Source organism: Paraburkholderia elongata, assembly GCF_013177735.1.
Classification (GTDB): domain Bacteria; phylum Pseudomonadota; class Gammaproteobacteria; order Burkholderiales; family Burkholderiaceae; genus Paraburkholderia; species Paraburkholderia elongata.
On sequence record NZ_WOEZ01000099.1, the window covers coordinates 19710 to 29409 of the forward strand.

Here is a 9700-nt window from a genome sequence, read left to right on the forward strand (position 1 = left end):
AAGAATGGACGGAATGCCGCTTTCAACGCGACCGGACGTTCCAGTTGCGGACCATGTCTCCCACTATATTTCAGAGGATAAGCAACTGTTGACCCGGTGACAGACAGCAGTCTATGTCACAGCGGCTCCGCCGGATATGGCTGGCGTGCATCTCAGTGCCCAGCGGGCGCCCCGCAAGAAAGCTACGTGAAATCAATGCCGCAATTCCCGTCTCTTTCCCCTGCCGAGCCTATGTCGTCCGACTGCGCTTAAGTTCAATCGCTCCTGCACTTCCGTGCAATCGTGTCGATTTCCGTTGACCTATTCTTGAACCACACCTAAACCCCACCCGGGTCCGACGCCCGGATAACTGAAGGAGACAGCCATGGAAATCAAACCGCACGTGCGCGAAGAGGCGGTGCAAATCGACGAAATTCCCTGGAAGGCATTCCCGGACGCGCTGTCTCTTGGTGGCATCCGTTGGAAGATGCTTCACGCCTCCCCGGAAATGGGTGCCTGGACTGCCATCTTCGATTGCCCGGCAGGCTCTTCATTCAACGCGCACTTTCACGTCGGTCCCGGCGAATACCTCCTGACGAAAGGCCGTATGGACGTCCGTGGTGGTGCTGAGCAAGGCGGTGATACCGTCATCGCGCCAGCATACGGCTACGAATCCGCCAACGCCCGTCACGACAAGACGTACTTCCCGGTCGACAGCGAGTTCTATATGACCTTCCTCGGGCCGCTCGCATTCATCAAGGAAGATGGCACGCCCATCGTGGTCGTGACGTGGGACGAAGCGCAACGCGCGTACGCCGGCTAAGACATTTCGAAACCGGCGCGGACCGTCGGCGACTGCGTCAATGTCCGCGCTCTAATGGAGAGGTCAATATGACAGCGACTGTTCAGGTTGGCGACGCTACGAGCCAGGTCTTCGACCACCATCTTGGCGCGTTCGCAAAGGGGCTCGACGAAATACTGAAGGACTACGACGACACTTCAACGATCTTTACGCCCGATAAGACCTATCGCGGACTGGCCGAGATTGGCAGCTTTTTCAAGGCATTTCTCGACGGCGCCGAGCCGGCTTTCTGGGAGGCTTTCAAGGTAACCAGCAAAAGCACCGAGCGGGAAGTCGCGTACCTCGTGTGGGAAGCGAAGCCGTGGGTGCCGATGGCGACGGACACGCTTTTCGTGAAGGACGGGAAGATCGCCGTCCAGACGTTCACGTCCTTCTCAGCGTAGTGGAAGCCAACTACGGGCGGCGGCCCGGTTGTAGCCGGGCCGCTTTTGCAATACGACGCAGGGGTACGAAATTGCCGAAGATTATTCATTCCATGATTCGAGTATTCGACCTCGAAAGGTCGCTGAAATTCTATGAGAGTGCGCTGGAGTTGAAGACCAGTCATCGTTTGGACTTCCCGGATTTCTCGCTCGTGTATCTGAAGAATGGCGAGAACGATGTCGAAATCGAACTGACATGGAATCGTGGTCGGGACAATGGATATACGCACGGCGACGGCTACGGCCATATCGCTGTCGCGGTTCCGAACCTCGAAGAAGAGCACGCCCGCATGGCTGGTCTCGGCCTCAATCCACTCCCCATCAAGGAGTTCAAGCGTGGCGACGAGATGCTTGCTCGCTTCTTCTTCCTGCAGGACCCAGACGGATACAAGATTGAAGTTCTGGAGCGCGCGGGCCACTACGTTTAGTTTGCGCGATGCGTTTAACATCTCGGCGCGGGTCCGCGTTTCTGTTGAATTTATGGCGCGATTGTCGCGCGGCGAACGTCACCAGGGGATTCGCCAAACTTCCCCTTGAATGCTCGACAGAAGTGGCTGGTCGAGTTGAAGCCGAAGCGATATGCGATTTCGGCAATTTGATAGCGGTTGTATGACGGATCGGAAAGAGCCTGTCTGCACGCCATCAGCCTGCTGTGAATGACGTAGCCGGAGACGGTCATATCGCTGCGCTGAAATAGCATATGCAGGTAGCGCAACGAAATGCCGCATGATTCAGCGATGCGCGCCGGAGTGAGTCCGTCCTCGTGAAGATGCTGGAGTATGTAGTCCTGTACTTTTCGCAGCATAACGGCGCTGGCGTCGAACGTCGAAACCTGCTGCTGTCCTGATAGGGCAATTCCCAACAGCTCAAGCGTCGACCGGCTCACCGAGCCCCGCACGCTCGAGTCGAGCGATGAGATTTCATTGGATAGCGCCAGGAGGTGAACGGCAAGCAGTGAGCCGACACCGGCTGTGCTCTCAATCCGTCCACCAGACGGTGGTTGTTTGCGCTCAGGCATGCGTTCGCGCATGAGCGACCAGGGAATCATCAGCGTCACCTTGTGCAAGCGCTCCATGACTTCAAACTGAACCACCTGGTCGGTCGTCCAGACTACCAGGTCGCCGGAGCGAACCTCAACCCCGGTGTCACCGATTTTGAATCGTTCGCGGCCACTGGTCGTGAGTTGCACGCCCACGTACAGTTCATCGTCCCGACGCACGTGTTGACGGGTCCGCTCTCCGACGCAAGGGTCGCAGACGGTTTCCACAATCTCCGCGCCGGCGAAATCGTGACGGCGGAGCGTCGCGTAGAAAGTAGCGGGCACCCGCTGCGGCACCTGCCATTCACGGTAACTCCCGCTCAACACTTCCTGCCAGGCGTCGGTCCTGTCTGCGACCGGCACCTCGCTGGTTGACCAGCTCGTCGATTGATTCAGCACAGCGCGTCTCCTATCGTCGCCCGGTTCCACGTTCGGACTGCGCACTTATGGATTATTTAATCTACCGCCCATCGAATTCTGCCATCAGTAGGAGCTTCCCTAGCGACAAAAGGGGTAATGATTCTTCCCTAATTGAGGAAGTCAGGCGCCCATCGACGCCAGCCTCAAACTACCTCAGTTCACATCATGCCGCCGGTGGTGCTGCCTGTGCCGCCAGTGCCGCCAGTGCCGCCAGTGCCGGATGAAGGTGTGGACGTCGTTGTGAGCGGATGGGCGAGACCCGCCGCGGACAGCAGCGAGACGGCAGCCGGATCGGGCATGCCATTGACGTCGATGGCGCCTGCTGTCGCCAGCGCGCCGAGATCGCTGTCGACCCCTGCTTGCCCGACGATAAACGGCGTCGTCAGAAACGCCGGTGCCGTCAGCGTGACCGCATAATGCTGCTGCAGATTCGTGACGACTGCCGATTGCGCAGCCAGTACATCGGTTTGATTTACCAGCACCTGCTGGAACTGCGAATTGCTCCGGAAGCCCGCAATCAGACTGGTCTCGCTCGTGCCAAGTTGCGAAGCGAGGTAGACGAGCATCAGTTCGGTCTCGAGCGTCGTATTGAAAGTGCCGCCGGCAAATGCCAGCGAATGCACGGTCGTGCCGCCGGAGGTCACGGTGAGGATGCAGGGAAGCGTGGCGCTTAACGTAATGCTGTAACGTCCAGCGCCGTCTGACAGGGTGGAGCCCGAACCCGACGCACAACTGAAGCTAACCGTCGCGCTGGCGAGCGCCTTGCCGACGGCTGCCGTGCCGGACAGGACGACGTTTGGCGTCCCGTTTCCGCCGCCACAGCCGTCGAAGCCGAAGCAGGCGCTTCCGCCGCAAGCGACGAGTGTTGCGAGCGAAGCCCCGCAAAGTGCAGCCAGCACCGGACGAACGAAACGCGCATCGTGAGTGTTCATGGCCGCCTGCCGTTGATAGAAGGGGATAGGGCGAGCCGCCCCACGCAAAGGGACCGGCGCGATTTTTAATTTTAGGCCCTGTGCGCCGAAATCGTATTCAACAAGCTCGGAATGCTTTCTTCGATACTTAAACGGGCTTCTGGTCCACCCATGTCCGTCCGCACCCAACTCGAACCTGAACGTAACGAGAGCGATCCTCTTAAGTAAATTGCTCAAGCCAATATAGCGGCACATATGGAATGGCGGAAGCTGCACTGAATGCAACTAATATATGCATCGGACGCCATACCTCACCTCCGCCTACTACGATTAAGAAATGCCTGGCGCCTGAGGCGCAAGCTGGAACCGACGCGGGCTCTCGGAATGCCACATCCATTCTGGAAATTCAAATGAACGACACACCCGCTTTTCGCCCTGCACTTGAGCACGCACTGAACCACTCGTTAGCGCATCTGGAAAGCCTGGGGCATAGCCCCGTTGCGGCCGGCGCGAGTCTGCACATGTTGCGCGACCGCCTGGTGAAGCCGCTCAACAGCGAGGGCATGCCCGCCGAGCAGGTGATTGATGAACTGGTCAATGACACGGCCGGAGGCATCATGGGTAGTGCCGGCGGCCGATTTTTCGGTTGGGTCATAGGCGGATCGTTGCCCGCAGCATTGGCAGCGGACTGGATGACCAGCGCTTGGGATCAAAATGCAGCATCGTACGCATGCGGCCCCGCAGTAGCGGTTATCGAGGAGGCGTGCGGAGCCTGGCTAAAAGATTTGCTTGGTTTGCCGGATCACGCCAGCTTTGCGTTGACTAGCGGTTGTCAGATGGCGCACGTTACTGCGCTGGCGGCAGCGCGAAACGCATTGCTCGCGAGGCGAGGCTGGCAGGTTGAACGAGACGGCCTGTTCGGCGCGCCGAAAATCCGTATCCTGAGCAGCGATCAGTTTCACGGCAGCATCACGCGAGCCACGCGCTTGCTGGGGATGGGAACAGCCGCGGTGACAGGACTGCCGGCCAATCAGGCTGGTCAACTGGATGCAGCAATTCTTGAGCAGGCGCTCAAGAACTCCCCCGACACACCCACGATTGTCTTGCTGCAGGCGGGCGACCTCAACATTGGTGCGTATGACTGTTTCGCCGATCTGATTCCGCTCGCGCATCGCTACAACGCGTGGGTACACGTCGACGGTGCTTTCGGCCTGTGGGCAAATGTCAGTGCACGTTATCAACATCTGCTGGCCGGCGTTGAGCATGCCGATTCGTGGGCAACCGATGGGCACAAATGGCTGAACGTGCCGTATGACAGCGGTTTTGCTTTCGTCGCGCATCCTGAGGCGCATCGCAATGCGATGTCCTACGAGGCAAGCTACATCTCGCACAACGATCAGGTCCGCGAACAAAAGGACTGGAATCCGGATTGGTCGAGACGTGGGCGAGGTGTGGCGACCTATGCCGCGCTGCGACAATTGGGCCGCCAAGGCGTCGTCGCTTTGATCGACGGCTGTTGCGATGCAGCGCATAGCCTCGTGACTGGTATCGCCGCTCTTCCCGGCACCGAGCTGGTGTGGGAGCCTCAAATCAATCAGGGCCTGGTTCGATTTCTGGATCCCCGGCCGGAAGCCGCAGAGAGCGACCATGATCGATGGACTGACGCTGTTACCAGTGCGGTTCTGGCGAGCGGCGAGGCGCTATTCAGCAACACGACATGGCGAGGGAAGCGTTGTATGCGAGTGTCAGTATGCAACTGGCAAACCAATGCGCAGGATGTGGCGCGTGCAGTCGCCGCAGTAGCACGGGTATTGCGAGAGAGGACTTTGTAAGGGAAGGTCGTCGGTGATCGGCGTCACGTGACCCAGAGCGGTCTTCCGCGAACTCGGTACCGGGGTAACCGTTTGCAGACCAGAGCCGCCACCCGTGAAGAGTGCCTGGGTCGTTGTGTGAAAGGCGCGGTATGCCGCGCCTTTCGTTGGCTATCCCAATTTGACGAGATTGTGCACCGGCAGCGGGCCGCCCGGGATTTGAACTAGCTGGCCCCCGCCTTCGAGCGAACCTAGGTCGATGCCGAAGAAGCCGAGCCGCTCGATCAGTCCGCTCACAGCCGATTTCGCAGGCGCGTCGTCTCCCGCGAAGAACAGCACGCGGTGTCCGCCCCCGGCCTGTGGATCGTCGGAGAGGAGGTGCGCCGGCAGATGATTGAACGCCTTCACGACGCGTGCGCCCGGCACGAGCTCCGCGAAGATCGCGCTCGACGTCCGGCCATGCAATTCGGCCGGTTTGAACAGCGGCGCCTCGATCGGGTTGTTCGCGTCAATCACGATGCGTCCGCCGAAGTCCGGCAGCCCGGCCAGGGCGGTCGGCAGCTTCGACCAGTTCACCGCGACGAGGACGATGTCCTGCGCGGCTGCCTGTTCGCGCGTTCCCGGCGTGATCGACGGGCCGAGCTCGCGCGCGAGGTCTGCGAGCGAATCTGGGCCGCGGCTGTTCGCGATGATGGCTTGGAGGCCTTTGCCCGCTAGCGCTTTCGCGAACGCGGACCCGATGGCGCCTGCTCCGATGATACCGATGGTGCTCATAGTGATGCTCCTTGTGAAGTGTGAGTGAATGTTGCCGTCTTTATTACAAGATGATTAGCTAGGAATCGCTTGAATTATTTTCAATTGATGCTTTAAGATTCCCGCATGGAAACCCTCGCCAACCTCGAGTCGTTTGTCCGCAGCGCCGAAACGGGCAACTTCTCCGCGGCCGCGCGGCGTCTTGCGCTGACGCCCGCTGCAGTCAGTCGGAACGTTGCGCTGCTGGAGCGCAATCTTGGCGTGCGACTGTTCCAACGCTCGACGCGCAAGCTCACGCTGACCGAGGCGGGCGAGCGCTTTCTCGTAGAAATTGGCGGCAATCTGGACGCGCTGCAGGCAGCGATCGCGTCCGTCTCGACCGATCGCGGCGAGCCGGCTGGCGTGCTGAAAGTCAGCATGCCGCCGACGTTTGGCATCACGTACGTCATGCCGCTGCTGCCGGCGTTCCTCGCACGCTATCCGATGATTCGTCCGGATTGGCACTTCGAGAACCGACAGGTCGACCTGATTGCAGAGGGATACGATGCAGCGCTGGGTGGTGGATTCGATCTCGCGCCGGGCGTCGTTTCGCGCGCATTGGCGCCTGCGCATCTGGTGGCGGTGGCGTCTCCGGCTTACATGGCCGGTCGCGTACCACCGACCGATCCTGGAGACCTTGCGGAACTCGACGGCATCGTGATGCGCTCGAGCCGCACCGGCCGCGTGCGCCACCGGACGATGCGCGACACAGCGGGCGACGAGATGCCCGCGCGGCTCAGCGAGACCATCATGGTCAACGACCCGGCAGCGATGCGCGAGGCTGCGATTCTCGGACTGGGTGTTGCGCTGCTATCCGTGTCGGATGTGCTGTCGTCGGTCGAACGGGGCGAACTCGTGCGACTGCTACCGCGCTGGTACGCGGACGCCGGGGCGATTTCGATCTATTACGCGACGCGAGCGCTGCTGCCGGCGAAAACACGGGTGTTTGTCGATTTCGTCGTCGAGGCGTTTGAGCGGGAGCGGTTGGCTAAAAGGTTTGCGGGAAGCATCGAATGAGTCGCGCTCGCTCATCAACAACCGCATTTCCATTTCGGCTGCTGCAGTGTCATTCCATGCTGCCCCTTGTACGCAGCGACGGATGGCGGCACCCATCCATCCAGCATCTGCGGTGCAAGCCGGTAAATCTCGATGCCGAGCGGTCGGCACACCTCCAGCGGATCGCGCGCGTCCGGCCCCCACATCGGCAATGAGAGATCGCCGCCCGGACAAGTCGACAGCGCGCACAACAAGTCGATCTCGGCAAAGAATTCGAGGTAGTCGCCCTTCTTTGCCGGGCATGCTTTCATGAAGTATTTGTCTTCCAGATTCAGGCCGGTGCACATGAAGACGTTGAGTACGTCGTGCACGTCGTATTCGGTCAATCCGTACGGAGCGATCGCGCGTGTGAGGTTGGAGTGGCAGTGGAAATCGAAATCCTCGCCGGTCAGCATCCGGTTCACATAGGGATCGCACCGCGTACCGAGCAGGTCGTGAACGCGGCCGCCATGCTCGTCGACGCCGTAGTCGGCGAGGCTGTCATCTGTGATCGTCACCATCGGGCGCAGGAACGGCAGCGTCGACCACAGACGGTCGAACGTGCTCACGTGCGCCTGCTGCAACTGGCGCGTGCGCGAGGCCCACATGCGCTCACGCGGGTTGTGCAGGCTCCACAGATTCAGGTCGGCCACCTGCGGACCTTCGATCGTCACGATGCGAAACACCTGGCCGGCTTCCACGGTCCACGCCTGACCCGAGCGGATCGGCACGACGATCGATTCGATCAGCGTGCGGGTGTCGTGCTGTGAAGCGACGCGTTGATAGAACGCCTTATCGACGTCGAGTGCGGAACCTTTAGTGGATTGATAGGCTGCAGGGTAGTTCAACATGCTGAATGCTCCTTCACGATAATGGCGAACAGCCCGCCCGCATGCACGCGGTGGTGGACGGCCGGTGGCGTTCGATGTCTGGTGGAATGAGTCACCTGTGTCCCTCCGAATGTCCCCCACCAAGCGCCTCGAGCAGTGGCCGCAAAGCATCCAGTTCCGCGCCGAAACCACTCCAGTCTCCCGTCTTCAATCGCTCGATCGCACGGTCATAATGCGCAAGCGCCTCGCGGGCACGCGCGTCCGCCGTGCCCTGAGGCGGCGATACGAGCGGGGCGCTTTCCTTGAAGAGCGCCGCCAGCGCTTCGCCCAGGGTTTCTTTCATCACCACCCGGTCCCCATACGCGGCGATCACCCGTTGCAATTCGGGTAACTGACCCGACTCCGCACGCAAGTAGAGCGGAGAGACGTAGAGGATGGAGTTTTCAATCGGTACGACGAGAAGATGGCCGCGAATGACACGCGAACCCATCTGGTTCCACAGCGAAATCTGCTGCGAAATCTCCGTATTCTGCTGGATGCGCGCCTCGATCTGAAAGGGCCCATAGACGAGCTTATCCTTCGGGAACGAGTAGACGATGAGCTTGCCGTAGTTGGGTGGATCGCAACGCGCGGCGAGCCAAGCGATCATATTGTCGCGCTGGCTGGGCACCATCGGCAGCATCAGGACGAACTCCTCGCGCGGTTCTTCGGGCAGCCGCATGATCATGTAGTAAGGCGTCATCGGTGTGCCGGGACTATTCCCACCATCAATGCCGATCAATTCGCGGGGGAACTGCCAGAGATCCTCGCGATTGTAGAAAACCTCCGGTGCATCCATGTGGTAAGCCCGATAAAGTTGCGCCTGAATCAGGAACAGATCTTCTGGGTAGCGGATATGTTGCTGCAGGTCTTGTGGCATCGCCGCGAGAGACTTGAACAGACCAGGGAAAATGCGCTGATAAGTCCGTATGACCGGATCATTAGGATCGCTTACATAGAAATCGACCGTGCCGTTATACGCGTCGATCACCACCTTGACTGCGTTACGGATGTAGTTGGCGCCATCGCCGAAACCCGGCTGGGCGTAGGGGAACCAGCGGCTTGTCGTATAGGCGTCCTGCATCCAGAAAAGGCGCCCGTTGCTTGTGACGAGATACGGATCATGGTCGAGGCTGAGGAACGGGGCGATCGTGCGGACCCGGTCCTGAATGTTACGGTGCAGCAGGATGCGGCTAGCGTTCGTGATGTAGTCGGTTAGCAGGATGTTCGGATCGTCGAACTGCCAGGCGAAGAGGCTGCGGCTCGCGGTGCTGCCGATGGCAATACCGTCGCTCCCGCTGTAAGCGGTGTACACGTTGTCCTTGCCTTTGGGGTAGTCGAATTCGGAGACGCTGCCTTTTACGATGACGTAGCCTTCACCACCTTCACCGAAATACAGACGCGGCTCGCGAATGGCCGGCCCGCCGTGGGCGACGGGTGGAATATCCTGCAGATAGAAGGAAGGCAAACCTTCCGTCGATTTTTCGGTGACAGGCGACATCACGACGCCGCTGCCGTGCGTGAACAAGAGGTGCAGGTTCACCCAGGTCTGGGCGTTCG

The 9700-nt window shown here is 60.0% G+C and carries 10 protein-coding genes and 1 pseudogene; 5 read left to right on the forward strand and 6 right to left on the reverse strand.

What is annotated here, in order from left to right; translation table 11 throughout:
- Positions 1-364 precede the first annotated feature (364 nt).
- The 3 genes from GNZ13_RS19450 (at position 365) to GNZ13_RS19460 (ending at position 1691) form a co-directional block, all read left to right on the forward strand.
- Positions 365-802 (forward strand): cupin domain-containing protein, encoded by a 438-nt coding sequence (locus tag GNZ13_RS19450; RefSeq protein WP_172167253.1) that lies wholly within the window; start codon positions 365-367, stop codon positions 800-802.
- Positions 803-870: 68 nt separating this feature from the next.
- Positions 871-1224 carry a nuclear transport factor 2 family protein gene (locus GNZ13_RS19455; RefSeq protein WP_172167255.1) on the forward strand — a complete coding sequence of 118 codons (354 nt, stop codon included), beginning with the start codon at positions 871-873 and terminating at the stop codon, positions 1222-1224.
- Between the two features lie 71 nt (positions 1225-1295).
- Positions 1296-1691: a VOC family protein gene (locus GNZ13_RS19460; RefSeq protein WP_172167257.1), complete on the forward strand. Its 396-nt coding sequence runs from the start codon at positions 1296-1298 to the stop codon at positions 1689-1691.
- Positions 1692-1741: 50 nt separating this feature from the next.
- Here the strand turns inward: GNZ13_RS19460 and GNZ13_RS19465 are convergent, their stop codons facing one another.
- From GNZ13_RS19465 to GNZ13_RS52445, 3 genes and pseudogenes are all read right to left on the reverse strand, one after another.
- Positions 1742-2701 (reverse strand): helix-turn-helix domain-containing protein, encoded by a 960-nt coding sequence (locus tag GNZ13_RS19465; RefSeq protein WP_172167259.1) that lies wholly within the window; start codon positions 2699-2701, stop codon positions 1742-1744.
- 179 nt (positions 2702-2880) lie between these two features.
- Entirely contained in the window at positions 2881-3654 is a 774-nt protein-coding gene (locus GNZ13_RS19470; protein ID WP_216674930.1) for a hypothetical protein, read from the reverse strand.
- 71 nt (positions 3655-3725) lie between these two features.
- A pseudogene (locus GNZ13_RS52445) lies at positions 3726-3821 on the reverse strand (3-oxoacyl-ACP reductase); the annotation flags it as partial.
- 222 nt (positions 3822-4043) lie between these two features.
- Here GNZ13_RS52445 and GNZ13_RS19475 point away from each other — a divergent pair.
- Positions 4044-5465, forward strand: coding sequence for a pyridoxal phosphate-dependent decarboxylase family protein (locus GNZ13_RS19475; RefSeq protein ID WP_172167260.1), 1422 nt, complete (start codon positions 4044-4046; stop codon positions 5463-5465).
- A gap of 150 nt (positions 5466-5615) precedes the next feature.
- Here the strand turns inward: GNZ13_RS19475 and GNZ13_RS19480 are convergent, their stop codons facing one another.
- Positions 5616-6248 (reverse strand): NADPH-dependent F420 reductase, encoded by a 633-nt coding sequence (locus tag GNZ13_RS19480; RefSeq protein ID WP_328807256.1) that lies wholly within the window; start codon positions 6246-6248, stop codon positions 5616-5618.
- A 75-nt stretch (positions 6249-6323) separates the two neighbouring features.
- Between GNZ13_RS19480 and GNZ13_RS19485 the strand changes: the two genes are divergently transcribed.
- Positions 6324-7253, forward strand: a complete 930-nt coding sequence (locus tag GNZ13_RS19485) for a LysR family transcriptional regulator (RefSeq protein ID WP_172167262.1) — start codon at positions 6324-6326, stop codon at positions 7251-7253.
- Between the two features lie 14 nt (positions 7254-7267).
- Here the strand turns inward: GNZ13_RS19485 and GNZ13_RS19490 are convergent, their stop codons facing one another.
- Together GNZ13_RS19490 and GNZ13_RS19495 are read right to left on the reverse strand one after the other, a co-directional pair.
- Positions 7268-8122: an urea carboxylase-associated family protein gene (locus GNZ13_RS19490; protein ID WP_172167264.1), complete on the reverse strand. Its 855-nt coding sequence runs from the start codon at positions 8120-8122 to the stop codon at positions 7268-7270.
- A gap of 91 nt (positions 8123-8213) precedes the next feature.
- On the reverse strand, positions 8214-9700 hold a 1487-nt coding region (locus GNZ13_RS19495), incomplete at its 5' end, for a UPF0182 family protein (RefSeq protein ID WP_172167266.1).

Excerpts from the sequence above, each read along its gene's own strand:
- GNZ13_RS19450 (WP_172167253.1), top strand. The coding sequence starts at position 365 with ATGGAAATCAAACCGCACGTGCGCGAAGAGGCGGTGCAAATCGACGAA.
- GNZ13_RS19455 (WP_172167255.1), top strand. The coding sequence starts at position 871 with ATGACAGCGACTGTTCAGGTTGGCGACGCTACGAGCCAGGTCTTCGAC.
- GNZ13_RS19470 (WP_216674930.1), bottom strand. The coding sequence starts at position 3,654 with ATGAACACTCACGATGCGCGTTTCGTTCGTCCGGTGCTGGCTGCACTT.
- GNZ13_RS19475 (WP_172167260.1), top strand. The coding sequence starts at position 4,044 with ATGAACGACACACCCGCTTTTCGCCCTGCACTTGAGCACGCACTGAAC.
- GNZ13_RS19485 (WP_172167262.1), top strand. The coding sequence starts at position 6,324 with ATGGAAACCCTCGCCAACCTCGAGTCGTTTGTCCGCAGCGCCGAAACG.
- GNZ13_RS19490 (WP_172167264.1), bottom strand. The coding sequence starts at position 8,122 with ATGTTGAACTACCCTGCAGCCTATCAATCCACTAAAGGTTCCGCACTC.